The following is a 25738-nucleotide window of genomic DNA, read 5'->3' on the forward strand; positions in this document are numbered from 1 at the left end:
CCGCAGGCGAACTTACAATACGCGCCTTAATGCTGTGAGGAATAACTGTGATTTTTGCCGGTAAAGAGATCGCCACCGATGCGGAAGGCTACTTAAAAAATAGTGCGGACTGGAGCGAAGCACTCGCTGCGGTGATTGCGGAGAATGAAGCCATTGTGATGAGTGAGGCTCACTGGGAAGTGGTGCACTTTGTGCGCGCCTTCTATCAGGAGTTCAATACTTCCCCTGCGGTGCGCATGCTGGTGAAAGCCATGGCGCAGAAATATGGCGAGGAAAAAGGCAATAGCCGTTACCTGTTCCGACTGTTCCCGGAAGGTCCGGCAAAACAAGCCACTAAAATTGCCGGTTTGCCAAAACCTGCCAAGTGTTTGTAATTAGCCAGTCGTAAATCGCGTGGGCATCGGCGTGGGTTGATGAGGTTCCACCAGCACTTTATCAACCCGAGCGCTGGTCGGCCCACCTGCTTTTAGCCAGGCGATTAACGCATCCACTTTTTGTTCATCGCCAGCGGCCAGCACTTCAACACTGCCGTCGCGCAGATTATGCGCATAGCCAGTAACGCCTAATTTATTGGCCTGTGACTGCGTGTAATAACGAAAGCCCACGCCTTGCACAATACCGTGCACCCAAATTTTATAGCAAGTGTTCGCCATGGCGATCTCCCCATTGTGCGTTGCAATTTGCCGCCATCCACCGGAAAATGGCGCCTCATTTTTTCAGGTAAGCATAGCAAACATGACTGTTCGATTGATTCTCGCTAAGGGACGTGAAAAATCCCTGCTCCGCCGCCATCCGTGGGTGTTCTCAGGTGCCGTTGCCCGTATGGAAGGCAAAGCCCAGTCTGGTGAAACCATTGATGTCTGCGACAGCAATGGTAAATGGCTGGCCCGTGCCGCTTATTCCCCGCAGTCACAAATTCGCGCGCGCGTCTGGAGCTGGCAGCAGGATGAGTCAATCGACATCGCCTTTTTTGTGCGTGCTTTCGAAAAAGCGCAGCAGTGGCGCGAATGGCTGGCGCAGCGCGATGGCCTTGATAGCTATCGCCTGATTGCCGGTGAATCGGATGGCATGCCTGGCGTGACCATTGACCGTTTCGGCAACTTTATGGTGCTGCAACTGCTCTCTGCCGGAGCTGAATATCAACGTCCGGCGATTCTCTCTGCTTTGCAGCAATGCTTCCCAACTTGCGCTATTTACGATCGTTCTGATGTTGCCGTGCGCAAAAAAGAGGGACTGGAACTGACACAAGGTCCGGTGACCGGCGAGTTGCCTCCGCCGCTATTGCCGATTACCGAACACGGTATGAAATTGCTGGTCGACATTCAGGGTGGCCATAAAACCGGTTACTACCTTGATCAACGTGACAGCCGTTTTGCCACGCGCCGCTACGCTGAGAACGCTCGTGTGCTGAACTGTTTCTCCTACACCGGTGGATTTGCCGTGTCAGCTTTGATGGGCGGCTGCCGTGAAGTGATCAGCGTGGATACGTCACAGGATGCGCTGGATGTGGCAAAACAGAACGTGGAGCTGAATGGCCTCGATCTATCGCGTGCACAGTTCGTTCGTGATGATGTGTTCAAACTGCTGCGTCGCTATCGTGACAGCGGCGAAAAGTTTGACGTCATTGTAATGGACCCGCCGAAGTTTGTTGAGAACAAGAACCAGCTGATGGGCGCCTGCCGCGGATATAAAGATATCAATATGCTGGCGATGCAGTTGCTCAATCCTAACGGCATTCTGCTGACATTCTCATGCTCAGGACTGATGGCCACCGATCTGTTCCAGAAAATTATCGCCGATGCCGCAGTCGATGCGGGTCGTGATGTACAATTTGTTGAGCAGTTCCGTCAGGCAGCCGATCATCCCGTGATCGCGAGCTATCCTGAAGGGCTTTATCTGAAAGGATTTGCCTGCCGCGTGCTGTGACTTGAAAATCTGCACCCTGCCTCCATATTAGAGACAGGGCACAGTTTTGGGAGGCACAATGATTACCAGTAAATTTGGAATTGGACAGCAGGTCCGTCACCGTCTCTCCGGGGTGCTCGGCGTTATCGTGGATGTCGACCCGGAGTTTTCACTCGATGAACCCGAACAGGATGATGTGGCCGCCAGTGAAACCCTGCGTGCCGCACCCTGGTATCACGTGGTGATGGAAGATGAAGAAGGTGAACAGGTACACACCTATGTCGCCGAAATTCAGTTAGCAGGTGAAACGTCGTATGAGCATCCTGAGCAACCTTCGATGGATGAACTCGCCGCTTCTATCCGGCAGCAGTTGCAGGCACCCAGCCTGCGCCATTAATGCTAACGGCGACCTTGGTCGCCGTTGCTGTTTTACTGCGCCAGGGGCACTATGCCCAGGCGCGGAATTTCAATTTTAGGGCAACGATCCATCACCACCGTCATGCCGGCATCTCCTGCTAACACTGCCGCCTGCTCATTGATCACGCCCAACTGCAGCCACAGTGTATCGGCACCAATGGCAATCGCTTCCTGTGCCACACCCCACGCGGCCTCAGCATTGCGAAACACATCTACCATATCCACTTTACCCGGAATTTCTGCCAGCGTGGCGTAAGCGGTCTGCCCCAGCAATTGCTGTCCCGCCAGTTTTGGACTCACCGGAATAACCTCATAACCTTGATCAAGCAAAAACTTCATCACACCATAGCTTGGGCGATCGGCGCGATCGCTCGCCCCGACCAATGCAATGCGTTTGGTTCGGCTCAACACATCACGAATCGTTTGATCATTCATTTTTTTCTCCTTGTTCGTTCGCCTGAGTGTAGTTGCCATTGCGTGACACAGTGCAAGCCCCTCGGATAAAAACTTTGCGCCTCAGCACGAATAAATATGTGAAAATGTAAATTTACTGCCATAATGTAATAATTTGCTACACATCACCCTTAATCCCCATCCTCCGGGAGTTGAAATGAAGCTGTCTTTGGCTGTTACGAGTTTACTCGTGTTACTCGTATCGGCATCCTGCCATGCCATCACCCTGAAACTCGATCCTGAAATCGATTTGCTGGTGCTCGATGGTCGCAAAATCTCAGGCTCGTTGCTGAAAGGCGCGGACAGCCTGGAGCTGGAGCGTGGGCAGCATCAATTCCTGTTTCGCGTTGAAAAACCTTGTGCGGATGCCACGCATTTTCAGTCGGTGCCGATGATCGTCACGTTCAATGCCAGCGCCACTTCAGTCGCGATTCGTTTACCCGCTTTGGCCAACCGCCGGGAACGCAGCACGTTCGATAAGGCGCTCAATTTCCAGCTAGTTGATGAACGAGGCAATGAAATCACCAGCGTGCGCGATCGCTTACCACTGGGTAGTGATAGCGATCTGGAAAAGGCCATGTTGAATTATAACCGTACTGCCCAGGCGGCATCGGTTCCTCGCTTTGCGCTGCAATCGGTGAGTGCGTCGGATGCCCAGATGAGTCTCGATTTTGCCTGGCAGGATGCGGGGGAGTTACCTTATCTGCAACAGTGGTTTCAGCGTTTTGATGCTGCTACACGCCTGAGATTTATCAGTTGGATGAAAACCTTACGCGCAAGTTGATAGTGTTGAAATGTCAGGGGTAAACTCATGCCTTAAAATTAATGCATGAGAAGAAACAGGAAGCCCTATGGAGCAGACCGTTCGTACCCTTAACGTTCAGAAACACATTGCCCTCGTTGCCCACGATCACTGCAAAGCAACACTACTGGAGTGGGTCAAAGCCAACCAGAGCGCGCTGCAACCGCATGTGCTCTATGCCACCGGCACCACCGGTAATCTGATTAATCGCCACACCGGTTTAGACGTCAACGCCATGCTAAGCGGCCCGATGGGCGGCGATCAGCAAGTGGGGGCTTTAATTTCCGAAGGGAAAATCGATGTGTTGTTCTTCTTTTGGGATCCGTTAAATGCGGTGCCGCACGATCCCGATGTCAAAGCCCTGTTACGTCTGGCCACCGTGTGGAATATCCCGGTGGCGACCAATCGCGCCACCGCAGATTTCATTATTCAGGCACCGATGTTTGCCCAGCAGTTTGAGATCCAAATCCCCGATTATCAGCGCTATCTTGCCGACCGCCTTAAAGCGTAGTGTTCAGGCCTTCCGACTTTGCGGCACGCCCAATTCGCGGAAGTGTTCGACAAAAACGGAAGGCCGATCTTTATCAAACAGCATCCACACCTGCTGACGTGCACGGGTAATGGCCACATAGGCTAAGCGCCGCTCTTCAGCATCCGGGAAATCTTCCGGCTGGGGTAATAATCCCGCTTCCATAATCGATTCACGTGCCTCAGCGGGGAAGCCATCGCGCCCCTCATGCAGCCCCAGCATAATAACAAAATCAGCCTGCTGCCCTTTGCTGGCATGGATGGTCATGAAATCGATCTGCAATTTCGGCCAGCGTGTTTTCGCTTTATCGAGGATGCCCGGACGCAAATGGTGATAGCGCGCCAGCATCAGCACGCGCTCTTCCGGTTTCGCATAGCCACTTAATTTATCCAGCAACGGTTCCAGTTGCTCCTGCGGCAGCAGCGTGACTGACTTCTTATTCCCCTTGCTCAGACTGTTGAGCGGCTTGCGCAGCTGATGGGGATTCTGCTGCACAAAGCGGTTGGCAATCTCACCGATGCGATCATTGAAACGATAGGTGGTGTCCAGCACACAGCGATCGCCGTCTCCAAAGTAGTGGTGGAAAGCCTTGGTCAGACTCATCTCGGCACCGCTGAAACGATATATTGCTTGCCAGTCATCGCCCACCGCGAACAAACTGGTGCGCTTATTCTGCTGACGTAACGCAGTCAATAAAGCGGCGCGCTGTGGCGAGATATCCTGAAACTCATCCACGAGAATATGCTTCCACGGACTGATAAAGCGCCCTTTTTCGAGAATGGCAATCGCCTGATGGATCAGCCCGGAGAAATCGACTGCCCCCTCTTCTTTCAACGCACCCTTCCAGGCTTTTAATAGCGGGGCCATCAGTTTCACGCGTTTACTGAAATTATCGCGATACTCTTCTGGCACATCGGCAATCATGGCGGCCTGCGCACCGCCGTGCATACGCATCAGCCCCAGCCAGCGCTCCATGCGTGAGGCCAGCCGTTGCGCCAACTTGTCATCCTGCCAGAATGGGCCTTCAGCGACCTCCCACGCCAGTTCCTCCTGTAACCATTGGCGCCAACCGCTCGCCTGCGCTTTTTTGCTATTACACTGTTCGCGCCAGGTGTCGATCAGCAGTTGCCGCCGCGCCTTGCTGTCACTTTCAAGCTTGCTGATCACCGGCTGCTTATTGCTGCCTTCGCGGATGATGTGCAATGCCAGCGCGTGAAACGTTCGCGCCTGAATCGCACTCTCACCTAAGCGCTGCTGAATACGCTCGTTCATCTCTTCGGCCGCCTGGCGACCAAACGCCAGCAACAGAATCTGCTCCGGCTGTGCCAGCTTGCGTTTCAACAACCAGCCGGCGCGTGCCACCAGCACCGAGGTTTTACCACTTCCCGCACCGGCCAGCACCAGCAAGGCGTCTTCACCGTTGACCACCGCTTCGCACTGGGAAGCGTTGAGCGGCGTGGTTTCGACAGTGGAGAAAAATTCGTGGTAGTCCTTGATGACCTTCGTCGTCCATTCACGGTTGCGCTGGCGAATGGCGGTTTCACCTTGCTCTAACCACTGCTGGCAAAACTGCCAGCGCGCACGGCAATTATCGAACTCATTCATGCGTGAGAGTGGCAACGGTAAGGCGGAAAATTGGCGTTGAATGCTCTCTTTTACCGTAGCCAGTTCGCTGCGCTTTAACCAGCGATCCTGTTGCGTGAAGGCGATGATCTCCTGTTCCAGAGCCATCAAGACTTGTGCACTGACTTCGCTCATCTCCTGGCTCCACTGCTGCCAGGCATGCTGCAAGTAGTGGAAGAAACGCTGCGTCTCCTGCCATTCCGTGCCGTGCAGGCGTACAACCTTATCTTCTGGCAAGTGAAATTCCAGCTCTCCCCAAACCATGCCGCGTTTACAGGCAATGCTGATTAACTGATTGAACGGGATAAGATATTCGTGACGATCGCCACTGACTTCCACGCCAGCGGCCAGCAGACGCACCCGATTATAAGGATGCTGAGCCAGACGTTTGCCCATTGATGTTGCTTTCAGTTCCATGTCCGCACCGTCTTGTGGAATTCAATTATCGCGCAGTTTACCTGTCAGACCCTTGGCGCTCCAGCCCTAAAACACGTTAAACTGGGCGACACATATTGCGGATTGCAAAAGGAAAATCGTGTTATGCGCACCGTATTGAATATTCTTAACTTCGTTTTGGGTGGCGTGTTCACCACGCTAAGCTGGCTGTTTGCCACGCTTGTCAGCATTGTGCTTATCTTTACCCTGCCTTTAACGCGATCTTGTTGGGAAATCACTAAACTTTCACTTCTGCCCTTTGGTAATGAAGCGGTGCATGTCGATGTGCTGCGCCCTGACAGTAAAAGCCACGTGCTGAATGCGGGCGGAACCTTCCTCAACATTTTCTGGCTGGTGTTTTTCGGCTGGTGGCTGTGTCTGATGCATATTTCAGCCGGCATCATCCAATGCCTGACCATCATCGGTATCCCCGTCGGTATCGCTAACTTCAAAATTGCCGCTATCGCACTCTGGCCCGTAGGCCGCCGTGTGGTCTCGGTGGAAGAGGCTCAGGCTGCGCGTGAAGCGAATGCGCGTCGTCGATACTAAGGCGGACGATTGATGCTTCTGAACGCGATGCCGGGATGGCGACGCTATTTGTTCAATAGCAGCCTGCGTTATTTATTGCGCATCTTCTTTGCGCTGGCAGGGTGCGCCGCCGTTCCCTGGTGGCTGCAGCAAATAGAGTGGACCATTCCATTGACGCTCGGCGTGGTGGCGGCTGCGCTGGCCGATCTGGATGATCGATGGACTGGCCGCCTGCGCAATCTGATGATTACGCTGGTCTGTTTCTGCATCGCTTCGGTATCGGTTGAGTTGCTGTTTCCCTATCCGTGGGCCTTTACCATCGGTTTGGCGCTCTCGAGCTGGGGCTTCATTTTGCTTGGCGCTCTGGGGCAGCGCTATGCCACTATCGCATTTGGTGCGCTGCTCATTGCGGTTTATACCATGTTGGGTATTGGCTTATTCCCTCAATGGTGGATGCAGCCCGCTCTGCTATTGATTGGTGCGCTATGGTACAACCTGCTGACATTTATCGGTCATTTGATTTTCCCGGTGCGGCCGGTGCAGGAGCAACTGGCGGCCAGCTTTTCTCAGCTGGCGAGTTATCTGGAGGCCAAGGCTAATTTGTTCGATCCCGATGCTGGTGAACAGGATGATGCCAGTACCATTGCCACGGCGATGGTGAACAGCCAGTTGGTGGCGCAACTCAATCAGACGAAAACCACCATTCAGAGTCGCTTGCGAGGCGACCGTGGATCGCGCAGCACACGTCGCAGTTTGCACTACTATTTCGTCGCGCAGGATATTCACGAACGCGCCAGCTCATCCCATCTGCAATATCACCTGCTGCGTGATGACTGGCGCTATAACGAGGTGCTGTTCCGCTTTCAGCGCCTGTTGAATATGCAAGCTCAAGCCTGTCGCAAGCTGGCTGAGAGCATCCTGCTACGCCAGCCATGGCATCATGACAGCAGTTTTGAGCGCACCTTCTCCCGGCTGGAAACGGCTTTGGAACGATTGCAACAGAATGATCCCGAGGATTCTCACATCCGCGCGCTATTTTGGCTGCTGCGTAATCTGCGTGCGATTGATGCGCAACTGGCCTCGATTGAGTCTGAACAAGCGCTGGCCGAACCACCTGCCTCAGCAGATAACCATCTTTCGCGTGAAGGGCTGAGCGGATGGGCGGATATCCGGTTACGGCTAAGCCGTCATCTGAGTCCAGGTTCAGCACTATTCCGCCATGCTGTACGCATGTCCTTCGTGCTTTGCGTGGGCTACGCTTTTATTCAGATTACCGGTCTTCATCGCGGCTACTGGATTTTGCTCACCAGTCTGTTTGTCTGCCAGCCTAACTACAATGCCACTCGCCGCCGGCTCGCCTTACGTATTGGTGGAACATTAGCGGGTATCGCTATTGGCTTACCGGTACTGTGGTTAGTGCCCTCTATTGAAGGGCAACTGATTCTCATCGTGCTAAGTGGCGTGCTGTTTTTTGCCTTTCGTCAGATTCAGTATGCGCAAGCCACACTGTTCATCACCTTGCTGGTACTGCTCTGCTTTAACCTGCTGGGCGAAGGCTTTGAGGTGGCGTTGCCGCGCATTGTTGACACACTGTTAGGTTGCGGACTGGCCTGGCTGGCAGTGGCATTTGTCTGGCCCGATTGGCGTTTTCGCAAAATTAGCGCCGTGGCGGATCGCACACTGAATGCCAATTGTCGTTATCTCGATGCTATCCTGGAACAATATCATCAGGGCAAAGATAATCGTCTGGCTTATCGTGTGGCGCGCCGTGATGCTCATAATGCCGATGCGGAATTAGCATCGGTGGTCTCGAACATGAGTAGCGAGCTTAAGCTGCAGCAACCGCTGCGTGAAAACGCGTTCCGGTTACTGTGCCTGAATCACTCTTTCCTGAGCTACATCTCAGCGCTGGGCGCGCATCGCGAACAGCTTACTGATCCCGCATTGCTCAAAGTTTTAGACGATGCAGTGTGTTTTGTTGAAGATGTGTTGCAGATTGAACGCGTTGACGACAAGCAGGCATTAGCCATGCAGCAGCAGGTGATGCAGCAATTAAGTGATATTAAAAACAGTTCGGACGTGCAGGCGCCGCTGGTGATGCAGCAGTTGGGTTTACTGATTGCCCTGCTGCCAGAAATTGCCCGCCTGCGCCGCACATTATCCAGCCATTAAGTTAACGTTGCTCCACCGCGTTTTTGGGGTGGAGCGTTTTGACATACCACGCGTAGAGCTCATCTCTGATCGCTGCAGGCAATGCTGCCTGGTGATGTCCGGAAATCGCCCCTTCCAATGCCATTAACGTTTTCAGCCCGATATGTTTGTTAACGGCACGCAGTTTGAGCCAGCTTTGGCGCGATCCCATTTCATGCAGCACTTTCACTGAACTGATGCCAACTTTATGCAGCATCATCTCCATGCGCAGGCTAAGGTTAGGCAGATCCTTCAGCCGTAAGGTCACTGTCCGGTTTGCTAACTCATGCTGTGCTGCGTGCAGCGCACTGGCCGACAACCGCAATAATTGCTCAGGATCCTGCCAAAGCTTTGCATCCACCTTGAAGTAATTCAGTTGCACCGGTATGCCGCGTTTGCGATAGACCAGCGGTTCAAGAGCACGTTGGGTGTGGTAAGTCTGCAATGCCTCACTGGCACGCAGGTAAAGCGCGTCTTCGTTGATATATGCAAAAATGACCTTTTCTACTGTCAGTGCATAGCCACCAAATTGCGTTCGGGATTCGATCTTTCCCAGCGGCGCCAGCTGTGTTTTGGATTGTTTAACGAGTGGATTGTTGGTTTTCATTACAGCTCCTTTCCGTGAATTCTCATTCGAGAAAATTCCTTAAAATCCTGGTTTTTCATCTGGTTAGGAGATAGAAAAAACCCATTAGCTGTTCAATGAATAAAAGCATTTGCTGTGTGCGTTGTGCACAATTTGCGAGGTGTTTTCAGAAATTGAGGTTGATCTTTATCCAGGAAGATATTACTGTACATCCATACAGTTCATTACTGAGTGATTAAAACATGCGTACTCAATTCTCTGGCCCTGCTGATCGTTCTCAACGTTTTGCTTCTTCAAGCCTGACGCAGCCTTCTCTGGGTGGAATTACTGAACTACGTTACAGCGAACAACCTGGCATGATGCAGTTACTGCTGTTGCCGGTGTTAAAGCAACTCAGCGAACAGTCCCGCTGGCAGCTGTGGTTAACACCAGCGCATAAGCTGAACCGCAACTGGATGCAGCAGTCAGGATTACCGCTTGAGAAAAGTATGCATATCACCGAATCTGAACGACTCACGACAGTGGAAAGTATGGTGAAGGCACTGCGCACGGGAAATTATAGTGTGGTTTTGGCCTGGATTCCGTACGAATTGAATGATGAAGAACGGTTTGAACTCGAAATGGCAGCGGCAGAAGGTGAAGCACTGGGTTTGATTATGCGTCCGCAAGGTCACGATCGCGTCTTGTCCAGACAACCAAATACGCCAAAAATTCCGTCGGATTTGTTTCATTAAGTAAAACCAGGAATTTTCTCACGCTTTTTTTTCTTAAGGATGCTGCTAAGCCACTGATTCTTTTCCCGCCAGCTTTGACAATGGTTTAGCCGCATTTTCTCAATTCGCTGGCGAAGATTTTGCCATGTGATTTGTTAATATGTGTGTATAAATCCCTGTTTTTTTGCTGGCTGGCCTCACATCATACTTGTAACTTTCCAATCTCGTTGTAGACTTTATCTCGCCAGGGTGCTCAATAACCTCCGTTTTTTCGGTAGAGTCATAAGCGAGCGTTTAGACCCGGCGAAGGATTAACACAAAGAGCAACCTTTTTGCTCATTGCCTATTTGGATGATAACGAGGCGCAAAAATGAAAAAGACAGCTATCGCAATTGCAGTGGCACTGGCTGGCTTCGCTACCGTAGCGCAGGCCGCTCCTAAAGATAACACCTGGTACACCGGTGCTAAACTGGGCTGGTCTCAGTATCACGATACTGGTTACTACGGTAACGGTTACGCGAACAATGACGGTCCAACTCACGAATCTCAGCTTGGCGCTGGTGCATTCCTGGGCTACCAGGCTAACCCATACCTGGGCTTCGAGCTGGGCTACGACTGGTTAGGCCGTATGCCTAACAAAGGCGACCAAGTTAACGGCGCATTCAAAGCACAAGGCGTTCAGCTGGCAGCTAAACTGAGCTACCCAATCACTGACGATCTGGACGTGTATACCCGTCTGGGCGGCATGGTATGGCGTGCAGACTCTAAGCAGGCCAATCTGAACACTGGCGACCGTATCAGCAACCACGACACCGGCGTTTCTCCGCTGGCTGCTGTTGGTGTTGAATACGCACTGACCAAAAACTGGGCGACTCGCCTGGACTATCAGTGGGTTAACAACATCGGTGACGCAGGTACCGTTGGTGCGCGTCCAGACAACAGCATGCTGAGCGTCGGCGTTTCTTACCGTTTCGGTCAGGATGAAGCAGCAGCACCAGTTGTTGCTCCAGCACCTGCTCCAGCGCCAGTTGTTGAAACCAAGCGTTTCACTCTGAAGTCTGACGTACTGTTCAACTTCAACAAAGCGACTCTGAAACCAGAAGGCCAGCAGGCTCTGGATCAGCTGTACAGCCAGCTGAGCTCAATGGATCCTAAAGACGGTTCTGTTGTAGTACTAGGCTTCACTGACCGTATCGGTTCAGAGCAGTACAACCAGAAACTGTCTGAGAAACGCGCTCAGTCTGTAGTTGATTACCTGGTTTCTAAAGGTATCCCTTCTAACAAGATCTCTGCACGCGGTATGGGCAAATCTAACCCAGTGACTGGCAACACCTGTGACAGCGTGAAAGGCCGTAATGCCCTGATCGACTGCCTGGCGCCAGACCGTCGCGTTGAAATCGACGTGAAAGGTATCAAAGACGTTGTAACTCAGCCACAGGCTTAAGTTATCACGCATTAAAAAACCCCGCTCTGGCGGGGTTTTTTTTATCTCTTTTCAACTGACTCACAACACCATCATAGTGCACACATCAGCGCTATTCGTTCTCTGATCCGCCTTTACCCAGAATCGCCTGCAGATCCTGCTTAAGCGTTGACATCTGGCTGGCATACTTCTCTTTGCGCTCGGCATCTTCAATCAACTGCACAATGGTTTCTGATAGCGTATTGCTGCGACGCTGCGCCAATCCTGCCAGACGCTGCCACACCAGATATTCCAGATCGATCGACTTCTTACGCGTATGCTGATGTTCCGCATTAAAGTGCCGCTTACGGCGCGCACGAATAGTCTGCTTCAGACGGTTCTCGAGATCGGGGTGAATGTGCTGAGCTATCCATTCCGCTACCTCTACTGGACTATTTTCCATCGCCAGTAAGGCATCCACCGCAGCCTGCGCGGCGCTAAGCTCAAGATGACGGGTGATCAATTCACCCTCCCGATGCTTTTTCACCAGGTATTTCCACTTCCATCCACTTTCAAGATTTTCGAGTTGCTGGTATTTCATCGGAATCTCATCGTGATCACGTAACAAACTAAGAATAACAGCTTTTTTCCCGGATGCAGCAAGGAAAAACATGTAGCGGTCATCACATTTCGGGCTGGAACTCCGCAGTGCTTAACAAGGTTGATTCCTGTATAATCGCGCTTTTCCTAAATCTGACTAATGCGAATATTTTGACCAGCACTCAAATTACGTGGCAAGCCCTGCAGCCGGATAGCATCCGCTACCAATCCATTTTCTCAAACGTCTCACTGGAAGATAGCGATAGTCTTGCCGCGGTTCAGCCGCGTCTGCTGAATGCGCTGGCGCATTTGCATCATCAAACCTTGGGTTTTCCTCTGTTGCTATTACGCAGCCAGGAAAACAGCGATTATCTCGCGTGCATCGCCGAAGCCGCGCAGCGCTTCCAGCCTGAAGAGATCGCGCTGTATGGCGGTGACTATCATGTCATGGGCGACACGGTCAGCCTGATGCCGCCCAGCGATGCTAACCGGCCATTCACCAGTCAGGGCGGCGTTCACTTTGCCGACTGGATTGAAGCAGAACAGCTGTTTGGTTGTGTGCGTCAGTACAAAGATCGTATCCAGCCCGAGCCGGGATTGATTCATCAGGCCAATGGCGGCACTTTAATCCTCTCCGTGAATACGCTACTGGCTCAACCACTGCTATGGCTGCGTCTGCGTAAGTGCATCGAGCAGGGTCGCTTTGACTGGTATTCGCAGGACGAACGCCAACCGTTGCCAGTGGCCATCCCTTCTCTGCCGCTGCAACTGCGCCTGGTACTTTGTGGCGATCGTGATGCGTTAGCCAGCTTCCAGGAATTGGATGCAGAAGTGCATGAAATGGCACTGTACAGCGAGTTCGAAGAGAACCTGCAGATCACCGATGAAGAGGACATGACCTTCTGGTGCCAGTGGACGCTCACGCAGGCTGAACAAGCCGGCTTGGATCAGCCTGCAGCCGACTTCTGGCCGCTGTTGATCAATGAGGCGGTTCGCTTCACGGGTGATCAAGAAACCCTGCCGCTCTGCCCGCGCTGGTTACGCCGTCAGCTGCAGGAAACCGCGCTGCACGGTGACGTCATCAATGCTGAAGCATTAAAAGAAGCACTGGAAGCACGCGAATGGCGTGAAAGCTACCTGGCTGACCGCATGCGTGACGAAATTCTGCTCAATCAGATTATGATTGAAACTGAAGGTGAAGTGGTGGGACAGATTAATGGTCTGTCGGTGGTGGAGTTTCCAGGTCATCCGCGTCCGTGGGGCGAGCCGTCGCGTATCACCTGTGTTGTTCATCCAGGTGATGGTGAATTCACTGACGTTGAGCGTAAAGCCGAGCTGGGCGGTAATATTCATGCGAAAGGCATGATGATTATGCAAGCTTATCTGATCGCTGAACTTGAACTCGAGCAACAGCTGCCCTTCTCAGCCTCGTTAGTGTTTGAACAATCCTATTCCGAAGTGGATGGCGATAGCGCCTCACTGGCCGAACTCTGCGCGCTGATTAGCGCACTGGCCAATCAGCCACTGAGCCAGCATATTGCGGTGACCGGTTCCGTGGACCAATTTGGTAATGTGCAGCCTGTTGGCGGCCTGAATGAAAAAATCGAAGGCTTCTTCAACATTTGCCAGTCACGCGAGCTGACAGGTAAACAAGGCGTTATTCTGCCAGCCAGCAATGTGCGCCATTTGAGCCTCAGCGAAGCTGTGGTCGATGCGGTGAAGCAAGAGCAATTCCACATCTGGGCAATCGAAAGCGTGGATGAAGCGCTACCCTTATTAACCGGTATCGCATGGCAAAGTGAGAGCGGCGAATCACTGCTCAATACCATTCAGGAACGTATTGCACAGCTGAACCAGCAGGAAATTCGTCATCGTCCGTGGCCATTCCGCTGGCTCAACTGGTTCAACCACAGCTGATTGATTTGCCCAGCGTACAACTGTTCGCTAATATTCGGGCTTCACTAAAAGAAGGCATATTGAGAACATGGTAGATAAACGCGAATCCTATAGCAAAGAAGACCTGGTTGCCTCAGGTCGCGGCGAACTGTTTGGCGAAAATGGACCGCCGCTTCCCTCTGATAACATGTTGATGATGGACCGCGTGGTCATGATGACCGAAGACGGCGGTAAATTTGACAAAGGTTTTGTGGAAGCCGAACTGGATATCCGCCCTGACCTGTGGTTCTTCGATTGCCACTTTAAAGGCGATCCGGTCATGCCTGGCTGCCTCGGGCTTGACGCTATGTGGCAGTTGGTTGGCTTCTACCTCGGCTGGTTAGGCGCTGAAGGTAAAGGCCGCGCACTGGGCGTGGGCGAAGTGAAATTCACCGGTCAGGTACTGCCAACCGCGAAGAAAGTCACTTATAAAATTCACTTCAAGCGCGTGATCAACCGCAAGCTGGTGATGGGCGTGGCTGATGGTGAAGTCTTCGTTGACGGTAACCTGATCTACACCGCGACAGATTTGAAAGTGGGTCTGTTTAAAGACACCTCTGCTTTCTAATTCCCCAAACGAAAACCTCCGCATTCAGCGGAGGTTTCTTCCTTCATTTATGGACATCCGACAGTGCTAGGCCACCGCCGACCTGTCCTCCATGGCTTGACGCCAACCTCCCAACCAGTAAGACCGCGCATCGATCATTTGATAAGGGCATATCTCTTTTGAGCGGCCTGTAATACCCGCTTGATAGCCTCGTGAATGTGCACGTTCCAGGCGGTCTCTTTTCTGTCTCTTCATGCCTCGATTCCCTCATTTCAGGTCTGGTGGATTCTGGGTGGAAAGAAAGAGTGGCGATATAATGTTCAACCACAGTAATGTTCTAACCCCAAGCAGAAGAAAGATCAATGCGCAAAATTCACGCCAATGTCATCAATTTGACGTTAAAACGACATCTATAATTGTCAATTCCGTGTATATCTGGCTGATAAGACGATAAAAAAAGCCCCTGATTTGATGTCCGTCACACAACGGCAAATCAGGGACTTAGCATAAGCATCGAACAAATCTTAATTTAGCGAAATGACACTTTTTGCGATTTGTTGTGCCGTTTGCTGCCAGCCGATAGCCAGAGTGCGCACCAGCGCATCATAGCCATCTTCGTTTTGCGGCAGAGTCAGATTAAAGCCATGTTTGATTAAGCGCCCTTGATGTTGCAGGAGCCATTCTCCGCTCACCACTACCTGGCCATCATAGCGACCCTGGAAACCGGTCACATTCACCGTCAAAGTATCATGGCTTTCACCCAGCGGAGCACTGGCAACAATTCGGCCCGGCAGCGCTTTGCTGAGGTTGCTGATCAATGTCTGTTGTAGTTGTTGATCCAGCGGACTGGCCCACAAGTTATTGGCAGCAATCACATACTTTACATCGCTGGTTTGATACACCAAACCGTTCCCTGCCATATAATCCGGCACCGACACTTGCTCGACCCAAATCATTGGCTGGTTGCCGCTGGATGCGCTGTCTACACGCGCGACGTTGCTGCCCGCAGGCAGTTGATAATAGGTGTTTTCGATGGTGCTGCTACAACCTGCCAGGAGTAGCATCGCACCAATAATCAGCCCTTTTTTCACTGTTTCGCCCTCTTTGGCTGGGGATCCTGGCCCGGTTTGGCTTCAAACACCAATGCATTGCTCTTGGTATTGAGCGTTTTCAGCACCGGCTGCAATTCGCGCAGCACCTGGTCAAGTCGCTGCATGTCTCCCACCAGTTTGTTATAAGCAGGTGAACCCGGCTGCAAGCCTTTCATGCTGCGATTCAACTCGCGCAGCGTCTGCTGCATATCTTCTGGCAGCGTTTTCATCGCCGGGCTGGCAGTGATGTGATTGAGGTTATCCAGAGTTTTCTGCAGTTGCTGCATCGTACGCTGGCTCTCTTTCAGGGTGCCTGTCGCTTCGGTAATCATCGGATTTAATGGCAGACCGTTGATCTTATCCAGCGCTGCCGTCAGCTTCTGCTGGATCTGACTCAATCCACCACTGACCGTTGGAATCACCTCCAGGCCCGCAATCTCATTTGGACCTTTATACGCCGGTGCGTTGTCATAGAAGTCCAGATCGATGTACAGCGCACCCGACAAGAGGTTACCGGTTTTCAGCGTGGCGCGCAGACCTCGCTTCTTGCCATCCTGCAGATGCTGCTCAAGGTTGAAATCTCCGCCCAGACGGCTGATAAAGCGATCCGGTTCGATGCGAATCAATATCGGAACACGATAATCGTTATTCAACGCCTGATTGACACCTGGAATGGTGTAAGGCACTTGTGAAACGGTACCCAGACGAATGCCGCGGAACTCAACCGGTGCGCCTACCTGCAAGCCACGAATCGAATCGGTAAAGAACAGCAGGAAATCAGTGTGGGTGGTATACAACGAATCCTGGATGCTGCGCTGATCGTCAAACAGATGGTATTCCGCTTTATTCTCGGCGATCTGCCCCAGCTCCGCGCCATCTGGCACATCAAAACTTACACCACCGCTAAACAGCGTAGTCAGTGAACCCATTTCCACCCGCATGCCGGAGGCAGACATGTCGACGGCGATGCCGCTGTCTTTCCAGAAACGGACGTTGGTAGTGATCAGACGATCGTAAGGGGCGGCGATGAACAGTTGATAGGTCATCATGCGTTTATCGGTATCAAAGGTGCTGGATTCAACCGTACCCACGCGATAGCCACGGAACAGCACCGGATCGCCCGCATTTAGCTGTCCGGCCTTTTTACTGTCGAGTGTGATGCGAATGCCTTTGGCATCCGGCGGTGCCAGAGGTGGCGCATCCAGCAGTTGATAGTGCTCAGGTTGATCGCCCTTCGTGCCTGGCTGCAATTCAATATAGGCACCCGAAAGTAATGTGCCGAGACCGGTAATCCCTTCGCGCCCGATTTGCGGTTTCACCACCCAGAATACGCTGTCGCCATGCAACAGTTTTTCCATACCAGAATTGAGGCGTGCTTTGATCTCCACATGGTGCAGATCGTCAGTTAATACCGCACTTTCCACTACACCAACATTGACACTGCGGCTCTTAATGGTGGTTTTTCCAGCCTCAATACCTTCAGCGCTTTCGGTGATTAATGTCACCTCAGGGCCCTGATGGCTGAAATGATAAAATAAGATCCAGCCACCAATGAATAGCGTGACGATGGGTACAATCCAGACCGGTGACCAGCGTTTAATCTGGTCGACCTTAGCAGTCCCGTGATGGTTGTCCGTCAAGACACGGCTCCTTTCGTTCAGTTTCCCGTAATCGATCCCAAATCAGGCGCGGATCAAACGTCATCGCTGCAAACATGGTAAGAATCACCACCATGGCAAACAGTAGCGCGCCTGGCGCAGGGTAAACACTCATCAGCTGCCCCATCCGCACCAGCGCGGATAACACAGCGATGACAAAAACATCAATCATTGACCAACGGCCAACAAATTCCACCACCTCATACACCACGTGCATTTTCTCATCATCACGCTGACCACGACCGCTGGCATGCCAGCATAGCCAGGCAATTGCCAGCATTTTGAGTGAAGGCACCATGATGCTGGCGATAAAGATCACCAGCGCCACTGGCCAGGATCCATCGCTCCACAGCAGAATCACCCCGGCCATGATGTTCGAGGGATACTGCGAGCCGAGCGTCTCGGTGACCATAATCGGCATAATGTTTGAGGGAATGTACAGCATCACCGAGGTGATCAAGAGTGCCAGCGTCCATTGCAAGCTGTGCTTACGTCGCGGTGCAGCGACCACGCCACAGCGGGGACACTCAGCCTGCCCGACAGATAAGATAGCGGTACAGCAAGGACAACTGCGCAGTCCCTGCTTCAATCCACTGATTCCGGCTTGCGGCACCCTCGGCAATGCCGGGAGTGGATCAATGCTCTGCCACACCCAGCGCCGATCTACACACTGAAATGCGCGCAGCTGTAATACACAGAATAGACACCACGGCCAGAAACTGCTGCCAAGGCCAATTTCGCCGTAGGCCATCAGTTTCACAAAGCTCACCAGCACGCCCGCCATAAAGATTTCGGCCATGCCCCAACTGCGTAGCTGGAATAAAATACGCGCCAGCCCAAGACGCAAGCTGCGTGGCATTCGTACGCGATTCACCAACAGAAGAATGGTGATCATGCAAAACGCGGGAATTCCCTGCACGAACAGCAGGAACAGTGTCGCCAGGCTGCGGTAATCTTCTCGGTCCATCACCGAAGGAATATCGAGCAGCGAGATTTGGCTGCTCAGCCCGGCCACATGCATATTGATGAAGGGAAACAGATTCGCCAACACCAGCATAAACAGTGCCGCAAAAGCGTACCCGGTGGGACGTTTTCGCGGCTCATGCCAGTTAGCCGTCAGCGTGGTATGACAACGTGGACAGCGCGCGCGACTGCCCACCGGCACGGCAGGCAGTTTTACGGTTAAATCACACTGTGGACAGAGAATCCACTGATGCGCCTGATCCGTTGCACACATACTGACGTCCTCTGTGTTACGCGCCGTTTTTCAGCGCTTCTAACTCTTCCCAGCGTTCAAACGCCACTTCCAGCTCTTTTTCGGTCTGCGCTAAGGCATCCAAAACGGGCTGAGTCTTGTCATGCGGCTGGCTAAAAAAGTCTGGATGGCTCATCTTCGCCTGCAGTTCACCAATACGCGTTTCCAGTTGCTCCAGTTTTTGCGGCAGCTGTTCCAGTTCACGCGTCAGGTTATAGCTTAGTTTGTTTGCGCTGCGTTTTGGCTCATTTTTATCCGCGGCTTTTGGTGCAGCCGAGGGGGTTTTCACCGTGGCGGATTTGGTTTGCTTGTAGGCGCTGCGCTGCAGTTGTGCATCGTGATAGCCACCGACAAAGGCTCCAATCTCACCGTTGCCTTCAAAGATCCAGCACTCGGTCACGGTGTTATCGACGAATTGACGATCGTGGCTCACCAGCATCACGGTGCCCTGATAACCATCCACCAGCTCTTCCAATAGCTCCAGCGTTTCCACATCGAGGTCGTTGGTTGGTTCATCGAGAATCAACAGGTTGCTGGGTTTCAGGAACAAACGCGCTAATAACAGGCGGTTACGTTCACCACCGGATAACGCACGCACTGGCGTCATCGCACGCTTCGGATGGAACAGGAAGTCCTGCAGATAGCCCAGCACATGGCGCGGCTTGCCGTTCACCATCACTTCCTGCTTACCTTCCGCGAGGTTATCCATCACGGTCCGATCCGGATCCAGTTCGGCACGGTGCTGATCGAAGTAAGCTATCTCCAGTTTAGTCCCGCAGTGCACGCGACCACTGTCGGCTTTTAACTCATCCAGCATCAGACGCAGTAAGGTGGTTTTACCACAGCCGTTCGGACCAATCAGGGCGATCTTATCGCCGCGCTGCACCTGAGTAGAGAAATCACGCACCAGCGTTTTGCCATCCACGCTGTAGTTGACGTTTTCCATCTCAAACACAATCTTGCCTGAACGCGCGGCTTCCCCAACCTGCATGTTGGCTTTGCCCATCACATCACGGCGTTCTGAACGTTCACGACGCAGCGCTTTTAATGCGCGCACGCGGCCTTCATTACGGGTACGGCGCGCTTTGATGCCCTGGCGAATCCAGACTTCTTCCTGCGCCAGCTTGCGGTCAAACTCCGCGTTCTGCATCTCTTCGACGCGCAGTGCTTCTTCTTTACCCACCAGGAATTGATCGTAATCGCCCGGCCATGAAACCAGTTTACCGCGGTCGAGATCGACAATACGCGTCGCCATATTGCGGATAAACGAACGGTCGTGCGAGATAAACACGATGCTGCCGGTAAAGGTTTTGAGGAAGGTTTCCAGCCAGTTGATAGTTTCAATATCGAGGTGGTTAGTCGGTTCATCGAGCATCAGCACGCGCGGATTGCTCACCAGCGCACGGCCCAGCGCGGCTTTACGCAACCAACCGCCGGAGAGTGAGGAAAGCTCGGTGTCGGCTTCCAGACCAATCTGCTGCAATACGTCATTAATACGACTATCCAGTTGCCACAAATTCTGATGATCCAGAATGGTTTGCAGACGACCCATTTCGTTGAGGTTTTTCTCGCTAGGATCTTCCATCACCAGATGAGAAATCGCGTGATAGGCTTTCAAATGCTCAGCCTGTTCCGCAACGCCTTCAGCGACGAAATCGTAGACTGAACCGGTGATGTTGCGAGGTGGGTCCTGTTGCAGACGTGCCACCACCAAATCTTGTTCGTAAATAATGCGGCCATCATCCAGCGGTTGCTCGCCGTTGATGATTTTCATTAATGTGGATTTACCGGCACCGTTACGGCCCACCAGACAGACGCGTTCGCCCTCTTCGATGTGCAGTTCGGTGTTATCCAACAGCGGCGCATCGCTGAATGAGAGGTAAGCGCCATGGATACTGATCAGTGACATAAAACTTATTCCTTACCGGCGTGGCTAACCAGCCAGCAGTTGTGAATTTGACGGTTGCGTGCGAAATCTTGCGACAACGTTTTTTGGGTAATTTCCTGCGCCTGCAGATCCAGAGCGGCTAAGCCGTCGAGGTCCATTTTGAAGCCGCGCTTGTTATTCGAGAACATAATGGTGCCACCACGACGCAGCAGACGTTTCAGATTCTGCATCAGCATCATGTGATCGCGCTGCACGTCAAAATCGTCTTCCATTCGTTTGGAGTTAGAGAACGTCGGTGGATCGATGAAGATCACATCAAATTGTTCGTCACTGTCACGCAACCAGCTCAGGCAATCGGCGTGCATCAGCCGATGCTGGCGTCCGGTCAAACCGTTAAGACGCAGGTTACGCTCGGCCCATTCCAGATAAGTGCGAGACATATCCACAGTCGTCGTGGTTTTCGCGCCGCCCAGACCCGCATGCACACTGGCGGTGCCGGTATAGGCAAACAGATTTAGGAAGTCTTTACCGGCACTCATCTTGCCCAGCATTTGGCGGGCCAGACGGTGATCAAGGAACAAACCAGTGTCAAGATAATCGGTCAGATTCACCAGCAGACGCGCGTCAAACTCCTGGACTTCGAAGAAGTCGCCCTTTTCTCCCAGCTTCTGATACTGATTTTTACCCTTCTGACGCTCACGGGTTTTCATCACCAGTCGATTGGCCGGGATCTCCAGCACGCTCAGGGTGGCGCTGATCACATCGAACAGACGCTGGCGTGCTTTATTGGCATCCACGGTTTTCGGCGGGGCATATTCCTGAATCACCACCCAGTCGCCGTAACGGTCTACCGCGACGTTGTATTCCGGCAAGTCGGCATCATACAAGCGATAGCATTCAATGTTGGACTGCTTCGCCCACTTTTCCAGCTTCTTGATGTTCTTACGCAGACGGTTGGCAAAGTCTTCGGCAATCTGCGCGCTACCTTCACCGCTGGTCGCGGCCAGCTGGTAGTTTTTCTGCACACATTCCAATGGGCCGTTTTTGGCTTTAAATTGGCGGTCGGCGCGCAGTTGCAGGCAGCTCAGCAGTTCCGGTGACGCACTGAACAGCGACAGATTCCAGCCACCAAACTGCTGCTTCATGATACGTCCCAGCAGGCTGTGTAACGCAATCAACGCGGGTTCGCTTTCCAGACGTTCGCCGTAAGGCGGGTTGCTCAGCACGGTGCCCGTGATCTCCTGGCCCGCCAGCGGGTTTTTCAGCTTAATCACATCCTGCTGAGCAAAGGTGAACAGCTCGAACACACCAGCACGACGCGCATTAGCACGCGCGGATTCCAGCACGCGGCTGTCATTGTCATAACCGAAGAAACGCGCGGTTGTGGCTGCGGTGCCCACACGGGCACGCTCTTTCGCCTCAGCCAGTACGTCTTGCCAGACCGCCTGATTATGGTTTTTCCAACGGTTAAAGCCCCAATGGCTACGCAGCAGGCCCGGTGCGCGATCGGTGGCGATCAATGCCGCTTCCAGCAGTAAAGTACCGGAACCGCACATCGGATCGATCAATGGCGTGGTGCTCTGCCAGCCAGAACGCATCACAATCGCGGCCGCCAGCGTTTCTTTCAGCGGGGCCTGGCCGGTTTGCTGACGATAGCCACGCTGATGCAGCGCATCGCCGCTTAGATCCAGTGCGATGCTCACGCGATCTTTATTCAGCCACGCATTAATGCGAATGCCCGGTTGTTCACGATCCACACTTGGTCGCTCCAGGTTCTGGCGCGTGAAACTGTCAACGATCGCATCTTTAATACGCAACGCGCCGAACTGGCTGTTACGGATCACCTCATTGGTGCCGCTAAAGTGAATCGCAAAGCTGGTGCTGCTGTCGAACATCTCGGTCCAGGGAATGCTCTGCGCGCCCACATACAGGTCGAGATCGCTCCAGACGCCAAATTCTCCCAGCGGCAGCAAAATACGCGAAGCCAGTCGGCTCCACAGCAGGCTTTGGTACATCACACGGTCATCGGCACGGAAGTGGACGCCGCCCTGCACCACCTGCAAATCCTGCGCACCCAGCGCGTCCAGCTCAGTTTTTAACAGCTCTTCGAGCCCACGCGCCGTACTGGCAAACAGAGAATTCATATCGTCACTTTTTACTCTTGCTAAAATTGTTGCGCATTATAGCGAATCAGCGTCCTATGTCATAAAGTTAGCTTCTTTTTGTCCTGTTGGAGTCTCGATGATTACGCTTTCTCGCCTCTATATCCATCCGGTCAAATCCATGCGCGGTTTGCAACTGTCTCATGCACAGGTGCTGGAGAGTGGTCTGGCGTTTGATCGCATCTTCATGGTGACCGAACTGGACGGCACCTTTATTACTGCACGACAGTATCCGGACATGGTGCGTTTTACCCCCGCGCTGTTGCCTGATGGCTTATTTTTAAATGCCCCAGATGGCAGCCAGGCGCTAATTCGCTTTAGCGATTTCACGGCGCAGTTGTCACCCACTGAAGTGTGGGGGAATCATTTCACCTCGCATATTGCGCCCGCTGAAATTAATGATTGGCTGAGCGAATTCTTCCCGCGTCCCGTGCAATTGCGCTGGACCGGTGTTGCTCCCACGCGGCGGGTGAAAAAATTTGATGAGGTATCGCTGAGTTTCGCGGATGGTTTTCCCTTCCTGCTGGTGAATATGTCGTCACTGCAGGATCTGCAGCAGCGTTGCCCGGCCAGCGTTCGCGTTGAGCAATTCCGCCCTAACCTGGTGGTCAGCGGCGCAGCGGCATGGGATGAAGACAGCTGGAAGCAGGTTAAAATCGGCGAGATTGTTTTTGATATGCCCAAGCCTTGCAGCCGCTGTGTATTCACCACCGTTGGCACCGAAAGCGGACGCAAACATCCCGAAGGTGAACCCCTGGCCACGTTACAACGTTTCCGCAGCGGTCAGGACGGTAGCGGAGATATCGATTTCGGTCTGAATCTGATCGCCCGTAACAGCGGGGTGATCCGCGTTGGCGATGAGCTCACGGTTTTGGCTCGTCAGACACCGCGAGCTTACGGCGCGGGCGCGGTGGTGGAAACCCTCAAACCGGTTACCAGCCAACAGGCAGAAGTGATCATTGGCTATCAGGGCAGTGAATTTACCGGCGACAACCAGCAAGTGCTACTGGAACAACTGGAGATGCAGGGCTTTCGCATTCCCTACTCGTGTCGTGCCGGGATATGCGGTAGCTGTAAGATGACGCTGGTATCGGGCGAAGTGAAGGCGCTGAAACAGAGCGCAGTGCGCACAGACGGCACGATTCTCAGTTGTAGCTGTATTCCAGCAGGCGATATTGTTCTGGCTTAAACGCTTAAACCGCCCGCGCAAAGTGGGCGTTTTGTTCCTGCTGATGCGGTCGCAAACGATCGTTCATGATCTTAATCGCATCGCCTAACTGCATACCTTTACCGGCTACCGATAATGTATTTTGCGCCAGCAGGCACAGCGCCGCATTTTCGCCACTTTCGACCACCAGCAATTGCGCCTGTTCGCCGCTATCGGCCAGCGTCACGGCCACCATATCGCCTGATGCGGGTTGCCAGCTCTGAGCATGGCTGGTGAAATGCCAGCTTTTTGGCATGAGCGGTTTTAAAAAACGACTCGCGACTAATGCGTTTAACACTAATTCAGCGCGCTGGTCGCCTTTTAATCCACTCTGTCGGCAACGCTCTTCAAACGTAAAATACAGTGCAGCGTCATCGACACAAAAACCACTGACATTAAAGGCATCCGGTGTCAGCATTTTACGCGAGAAGCGCGAACGAAATAGCATGCCATCGGCCAAATCCAGCATCATACGATCGTGTTCTGCGTCAAAATACCAACGCCAGTTATCATCAGGTTTAAACTTCATGATATGCCCTGTAGTTATCGCTGCGCTATCCCCGTCATACTTCACTCTGCAATTGCGTTGGCTGCGTGTGCTCACTCCCGTCACTTACTTAAGTAAGCTCCAGGGGATTCACCCACTTGCCGCCTTACGACAAAGCGAATTATTTAGGGGGCCGAACGCTAGATTTAAAAATATCAGCCTAAGGAAAAGCTGAAAAAAACATCAGCAGGACAAAATATAAACGAGCCGAAGGGATAAATAAACCCCCCGGCGCGGGAAAGTGGGAAATGTCTTAGAGATGGGTCACGATATCTTTAATTAAACCTGGGCCTTTATAAATAAAGCCAGAGTATATCTGCACTAATGTGGCCCCTGCGGCCATTTTTTCACGAGCGGAAACCAGTGAATCAATACCACCGACGCCAATAATAGGTAAGCGACCCTGCAACTCTTGCGACAAGCGGCGAATCACTTCAGTACTGCGTGACTGCACCGGACGGCCACTTAATCCACCCATCTCATCGGCATATTTAAGTCCAGCAACTAAAGCACGATCAAGCGTGGTATTCGTGGCAATGACACCGTCAATTTCATGGCGCACCAAACTGTCGGCAACCTGGATCAATTCTTCTTCAGAAAGATCCGGCGCGATCTTCACCGCGACCGGCACATATTTAAGGTGCCGTTCCTGCAGCTCTTTTTGTTTTAATTTGATCGCCGAAAGCAGATCGTCCAGCGCTTCGCCATATTGCAGCGTGCGTAATCCAGGTGTGTTTGGCGATGAAATATTGATGGCAATATAACCTGCATGGGCATACACCTTTTCCATGCAGATCAGATAATCGTCTTTGCCTTGCTCCACTGGCGTATCTTTATTTTTGCCAATATTGATACCGAGGATGCCTTTGAAGCGTGCTTTTTTAACGTTCTCGACTAAGTGATCGACGCCGTGATTATTAAAGCCCATGCGATTAATAATCCCTTCCGCTTCCACCAGACGGAACATGCGCGGCTTATCATTGCCAGGCTGTGGACGTGGCGTCACCGTCCCGACTTCCACGAAGCCGAAACCCATCGCACCAAAGGCATCAATGCACTCTGCGTTTTTATCGAGGCCTGCAGCAAGCCCCAGCGCGTTAGGGAAAGTCAATCCCATGCAGGTCACCGGGCGTGACGGCAGCGACTGGCGAATCAGTCCTTCCAGCGGCGTTCCGCTGATAAAACGTAATTGTTGAAAGGTGAGTTCGTGCGCACGCTCTGGATCGAGCTTAAACAGCGCCGGCCGGACGATAGGATATAACATG

At 52.7% G+C, this 25738-nt stretch carries 25 protein-coding genes; 12 read left to right on the plus strand and 13 right to left on the minus strand.

All coding sequences use genetic code 11. The features are described from left to right. The first annotated feature begins 47 nt into the window (after window positions 1-47). Window positions 48-374, plus strand: coding sequence for a sulfurtransferase TusE (gene tusE, locus LH22_RS14860; RefSeq protein WP_038647738.1), 327 nt, complete (start codon window positions 48-50; stop codon window positions 372-374). On the opposite strand, the gene yccX is transcribed toward tusE, so the two are convergent. Beyond that, window positions 375-653, minus strand: a complete 279-nt coding sequence (gene yccX, locus LH22_RS14865) for an acylphosphatase (RefSeq protein WP_038647740.1) — start codon at window positions 651-653, stop codon at window positions 375-377. 82 nt (window positions 654-735) lie between these two features. Here yccX and rlmI point away from each other — a divergent pair, with 82 nt between their 5' ends. Beyond that, on the plus strand, window positions 736-1926 hold the full coding sequence (rlmI, locus tag LH22_RS14870; RefSeq protein WP_038647742.1) for a 23S rRNA (cytosine(1962)-C(5))-methyltransferase RlmI: 1191 nt from the start codon (window positions 736-738) through the stop codon (window positions 1924-1926). Between the two features lie 58 nt (window positions 1927-1984). Further along, window positions 1985-2302: a heat shock protein HspQ gene (gene hspQ, locus LH22_RS14875; RefSeq protein ID WP_034820407.1), complete on the plus strand. Its 318-nt coding sequence runs from the start codon at window positions 1985-1987 to the stop codon at window positions 2300-2302. A gap of 32 nt (window positions 2303-2334) precedes the next feature. On the opposite strand, the gene LH22_RS14880 is transcribed toward hspQ, so the two are convergent. Beyond that, window positions 2335-2757 (minus strand): CoA-binding protein, encoded by a 423-nt coding sequence (locus LH22_RS14880; protein ID WP_038647745.1) that lies wholly within the window; start codon window positions 2755-2757, stop codon window positions 2335-2337. Between the two features lie 175 nt (window positions 2758-2932). On the opposite strand from LH22_RS14880, the gene LH22_RS14885 reads away from it, so the two are divergent. After that, on the plus strand, window positions 2933-3559 hold the full coding sequence (locus LH22_RS14885) for a YccT family protein (protein WP_038647747.1): 627 nt from the start codon (window positions 2933-2935) through the stop codon (window positions 3557-3559). 67 nt (window positions 3560-3626) lie between these two features. After that, window positions 3627-4088, plus strand: coding sequence for a methylglyoxal synthase (locus LH22_RS14890; protein ID WP_034820416.1), 462 nt, complete (start codon window positions 3627-3629; stop codon window positions 4086-4088). A 3-nt stretch (window positions 4089-4091) separates the two neighbouring features. On the opposite strand, the gene helD is transcribed toward LH22_RS14890, so the two are convergent. After that, window positions 4092-6146 carry a DNA helicase IV gene (gene helD / locus LH22_RS14895; protein ID WP_038647749.1) on the minus strand — a complete coding sequence of 685 codons (2055 nt, stop codon included), beginning with the start codon at window positions 6144-6146 and terminating at the stop codon, window positions 4092-4094. Between the two features lie 123 nt (window positions 6147-6269). On the opposite strand from helD, the gene LH22_RS14900 reads away from it, so the two are divergent. Further along, on the plus strand, window positions 6270-6713 hold the full coding sequence (locus LH22_RS14900) for a YccF domain-containing protein (RefSeq protein ID WP_034820431.1): 444 nt from the start codon (window positions 6270-6272) through the stop codon (window positions 6711-6713). Between the two features lie 12 nt (window positions 6714-6725). Continuing rightward, the gene (gene yccS / locus LH22_RS14905; protein ID WP_038647751.1) at window positions 6726-8864 is read left to right on the plus strand and encodes a YccS family putative transporter; all 2139 of its coding nucleotides are present in this window, start codon (window positions 6726-6728) and stop codon (window positions 8862-8864) included. Window position 8865: 1 nt separating this feature from the next. Here yccS and LH22_RS14910 read toward each other — a convergent pair whose 3' ends face one another. Next, entirely contained in the window at window positions 8866-9489 is a 624-nt protein-coding gene (locus LH22_RS14910; protein WP_038647753.1) for a TfoX/Sxy family DNA transformation protein, read from the minus strand. Window positions 9490-9710: 221 nt separating this feature from the next. Here LH22_RS14910 and sulA point away from each other — a divergent pair, with 221 nt between their 5' ends. Further along, window positions 9711-10202 carry an SOS-induced cell division inhibitor SulA gene (gene sulA, locus LH22_RS14915; protein ID WP_038647755.1) on the plus strand — a complete coding sequence of 164 codons (492 nt, stop codon included), beginning with the start codon at window positions 9711-9713 and terminating at the stop codon, window positions 10200-10202. 349 nt (window positions 10203-10551) lie between these two features. Then, on the plus strand, window positions 10552-11625 hold the full coding sequence (gene ompA, locus LH22_RS14920; protein WP_038647757.1) for a porin OmpA: 1074 nt from the start codon (window positions 10552-10554) through the stop codon (window positions 11623-11625). 91 nt (window positions 11626-11716) lie between these two features. Here the strand turns inward: ompA and matP are convergent, their stop codons facing one another. Next, a complete protein-coding gene (gene matP, locus LH22_RS14925) occupies window positions 11717-12184 on the minus strand; it encodes a macrodomain Ter protein MatP (protein ID WP_141399037.1) in 468 nt (155 codons plus the stop codon). A gap of 53 nt (window positions 12185-12237) precedes the next feature. Here matP and LH22_RS14930 point away from each other — a divergent pair, with 53 nt between their 5' ends. Continuing rightward, complete coding sequence (locus tag LH22_RS14930; protein ID WP_045831668.1) at window positions 12238-14100, plus strand: AAA family ATPase; 1863 nt, start codon at window positions 12238-12240, stop codon at window positions 14098-14100. A gap of 67 nt (window positions 14101-14167) precedes the next feature. Beyond that, window positions 14168-14686: a bifunctional 3-hydroxydecanoyl-ACP dehydratase/trans-2-decenoyl-ACP isomerase gene (gene fabA / locus LH22_RS14935; RefSeq protein WP_034820448.1), complete on the plus strand. Its 519-nt coding sequence runs from the start codon at window positions 14168-14170 to the stop codon at window positions 14684-14686. Between the two features lie 66 nt (window positions 14687-14752). Here fabA and rmf read toward each other — a convergent pair whose 3' ends face one another. The 6 genes from rmf to rlmKL form a co-directional block, all read right to left on the minus strand. Further along, on the minus strand, window positions 14753-14920 hold the full coding sequence (gene rmf / locus LH22_RS20315) for a ribosome modulation factor (RefSeq protein WP_007887362.1): 168 nt from the start codon (window positions 14918-14920) through the stop codon (window positions 14753-14755). A 269-nt stretch (window positions 14921-15189) separates the two neighbouring features. Next, window positions 15190-15756 (minus strand): membrane integrity-associated transporter subunit PqiC, encoded by a 567-nt coding sequence (pqiC, locus tag LH22_RS14940; RefSeq protein ID WP_034820450.1) that lies wholly within the window; start codon window positions 15754-15756, stop codon window positions 15190-15192. Beyond that, on the minus strand, window positions 15753-17396 hold the full coding sequence (gene pqiB / locus LH22_RS14945; protein WP_038647762.1) for an intermembrane transport protein PqiB: 1644 nt from the start codon (window positions 17394-17396) through the stop codon (window positions 15753-15755). The genes pqiC and pqiB overlap by 4 nt, the downstream gene beginning before the upstream one ends. After that, complete coding sequence (gene pqiA, locus LH22_RS14950; RefSeq protein ID WP_038647764.1) at window positions 17368-18651, minus strand: membrane integrity-associated transporter subunit PqiA; 1284 nt, start codon at window positions 18649-18651, stop codon at window positions 17368-17370. The genes pqiB and pqiA overlap by 29 nt, the downstream gene beginning before the upstream one ends. 16 nt (window positions 18652-18667) lie before the next feature. Then, window positions 18668-20578: an ABC transporter ATP-binding protein gene (locus tag LH22_RS14955; protein ID WP_038647766.1), complete on the minus strand. Its 1911-nt coding sequence runs from the start codon at window positions 20576-20578 to the stop codon at window positions 18668-18670. Between the two features lie 5 nt (window positions 20579-20583). Then, a complete protein-coding gene (rlmKL, locus tag LH22_RS14960; RefSeq protein WP_038647768.1) occupies window positions 20584-22701 on the minus strand; it encodes a bifunctional 23S rRNA (guanine(2069)-N(7))-methyltransferase RlmK/23S rRNA (guanine(2445)-N(2))-methyltransferase RlmL in 2118 nt (705 codons plus the stop codon). A gap of 97 nt (window positions 22702-22798) precedes the next feature. Between rlmKL and LH22_RS14965 the strand changes: the two genes are divergently transcribed. Beyond that, window positions 22799-23908, plus strand: coding sequence for a YcbX family protein (locus LH22_RS14965; RefSeq protein ID WP_038647770.1), 1110 nt, complete (start codon window positions 22799-22801; stop codon window positions 23906-23908). A 4-nt stretch (window positions 23909-23912) separates the two neighbouring features. Here LH22_RS14965 and LH22_RS14970 read toward each other — a convergent pair whose 3' ends face one another. Next, window positions 23913-24455 carry a cell division protein ZapC gene (locus LH22_RS14970; protein WP_038647771.1) on the minus strand — a complete coding sequence of 181 codons (543 nt, stop codon included), beginning with the start codon at window positions 24453-24455 and terminating at the stop codon, window positions 23913-23915. A gap of 271 nt (window positions 24456-24726) precedes the next feature. Beyond that, complete coding sequence (gene pyrD / locus LH22_RS14975) at window positions 24727-25737, minus strand: quinone-dependent dihydroorotate dehydrogenase (RefSeq protein ID WP_038647772.1); 1011 nt, start codon at window positions 25735-25737, stop codon at window positions 24727-24729. Between the last annotated feature and the right edge of the window lies 1 nt (window position 25738).

Source organism: Pantoea rwandensis, from assembly GCF_000759475.1.
GTDB lineage: Bacteria > Pseudomonadota > Gammaproteobacteria > Enterobacterales > Enterobacteriaceae > Pantoea > Pantoea rwandensis_B.

Bases quoted from the DNA above. Each gene is read 5' to 3' on its own strand.
- rlmI (WP_038647742.1), top strand. From the start codon at position 736: ATGACTGTTCGATTGATTCTCGCTAAGGGACGTGAAAAATCCCTGCTC.
- matP (WP_141399037.1), bottom strand. From the start codon at position 12,184: ATGAAATACCAGCAACTCGAAAATCTTGAAAGTGGATGGAAGTGGAAA.
- rlmKL (WP_038647768.1), bottom strand. From the start codon at position 22,701: ATGAATTCTCTGTTTGCCAGTACGGCGCGTGGGCTCGAAGAGCTGTTA.
- fabA (WP_034820448.1), top strand. From the start codon at position 14,168: ATGGTAGATAAACGCGAATCCTATAGCAAAGAAGACCTGGTTGCCTCA.
- yccX (WP_038647740.1), bottom strand. From the start codon at position 653: ATGGCGAACACTTGCTATAAAATTTGGGTGCACGGTATTGTGCAAGGC.
- LH22_RS14890 (WP_034820416.1), top strand. From the start codon at position 3,627: ATGGAGCAGACCGTTCGTACCCTTAACGTTCAGAAACACATTGCCCTC.
- helD (WP_038647749.1), bottom strand. From the start codon at position 6,146: ATGGAACTGAAAGCAACATCAATGGGCAAACGTCTGGCTCAGCATCCT.
- LH22_RS14900 (WP_034820431.1), top strand. From the start codon at position 6,270: ATGCGCACCGTATTGAATATTCTTAACTTCGTTTTGGGTGGCGTGTTC.
- sulA (WP_038647755.1), top strand. From the start codon at position 9,711: ATGCGTACTCAATTCTCTGGCCCTGCTGATCGTTCTCAACGTTTTGCT.
- ompA (WP_038647757.1), top strand. From the start codon at position 10,552: ATGAAAAAGACAGCTATCGCAATTGCAGTGGCACTGGCTGGCTTCGCT.
- LH22_RS14970 (WP_038647771.1), bottom strand. From the start codon at position 24,455: ATGAAGTTTAAACCTGATGATAACTGGCGTTGGTATTTTGACGCAGAA.
- LH22_RS14885 (WP_038647747.1), top strand. From the start codon at position 2,933: ATGAAGCTGTCTTTGGCTGTTACGAGTTTACTCGTGTTACTCGTATCG.
- pyrD (WP_038647772.1), bottom strand. From the start codon at position 25,737: ATGTTATATCCTATCGTCCGGCCGGCGCTGTTTAAGCTCGATCCAGAG.
- LH22_RS14965 (WP_038647770.1), top strand. From the start codon at position 22,799: ATGATTACGCTTTCTCGCCTCTATATCCATCCGGTCAAATCCATGCGC.
- LH22_RS14910 (WP_038647753.1), bottom strand. From the start codon at position 9,489: ATGAAAACCAACAATCCACTCGTTAAACAATCCAAAACACAGCTGGCG.
- LH22_RS14930 (WP_045831668.1), top strand. From the start codon at position 12,238: ATGCAGCAAGGAAAAACATGTAGCGGTCATCACATTTCGGGCTGGAAC.
- rmf (WP_007887362.1), bottom strand. From the start codon at position 14,920: ATGAAGAGACAGAAAAGAGACCGCCTGGAACGTGCACATTCACGAGGC.
- hspQ (WP_034820407.1), top strand. From the start codon at position 1,985: ATGATTACCAGTAAATTTGGAATTGGACAGCAGGTCCGTCACCGTCTC.
- LH22_RS14880 (WP_038647745.1), bottom strand. From the start codon at position 2,757: ATGAATGATCAAACGATTCGTGATGTGTTGAGCCGAACCAAACGCATT.
- LH22_RS14955 (WP_038647766.1), bottom strand. From the start codon at position 20,578: ATGTCACTGATCAGTATCCATGGCGCTTACCTCTCATTCAGCGATGCG.
- pqiA (WP_038647764.1), bottom strand. From the start codon at position 18,651: ATGTGTGCAACGGATCAGGCGCATCAGTGGATTCTCTGTCCACAGTGT.
- yccS (WP_038647751.1), top strand. From the start codon at position 6,726: ATGCTTCTGAACGCGATGCCGGGATGGCGACGCTATTTGTTCAATAGC.